The sequence below is a fragment of the Streptomyces sp. GESEQ-4 genome (genome assembly GCF_017948455.1).
GTDB lineage: Bacteria > Actinomycetota > Actinomycetes > Streptomycetales > Streptomycetaceae > Streptomyces.
Genome location: NZ_JAFFSU010000076.1, coordinates 1 through 307, shown reverse-complemented (window position 1 = coordinate 307; position 307 = coordinate 1). Strand labels below are relative to the sequence as shown.

The 307-nt window shown below is 66.1% G+C and carries 1 protein-coding gene; it reads right to left on the bottom strand.

Annotated features, from left to right (window positions below; genetic code table 11):
- Window positions 1–22: 22 nt before the first annotated feature.
- A partial coding sequence (locus KCH48_RS41870; protein WP_210582886.1) for a transposase occupies window positions 23–307 on the bottom strand: 285 nt, incomplete at its 5' end.

Genomic DNA, 307 nt, shown 5'->3' with positions numbered 1-307 from the left:
GCGAGGTTGTTTGGTTCGAGGTTCAGGTGTGGCGCCAGTTCGGGGTGGATTCGCGGGTGAGCCGACGGCGTATGAGGTCGATCATTGCGATGTGGATTATGGCTTCGGAGCGGTGCGGGTGCCTCTCGTAGTCGCGGGCGAGGCGGCGGCGGTGCATGAGCCAGCCGAGGGTCCGCTCGACCACCCAACGCCGGGGGATCACCTTGAACCCTTTGGTGCCGGGATCGCGTTGGACGACCTGGACATCGATGCCGAGACGGGCGCCGTGGTCGATGGCTTTGGTGCGATAGCCGGTGTCGGCCCACGC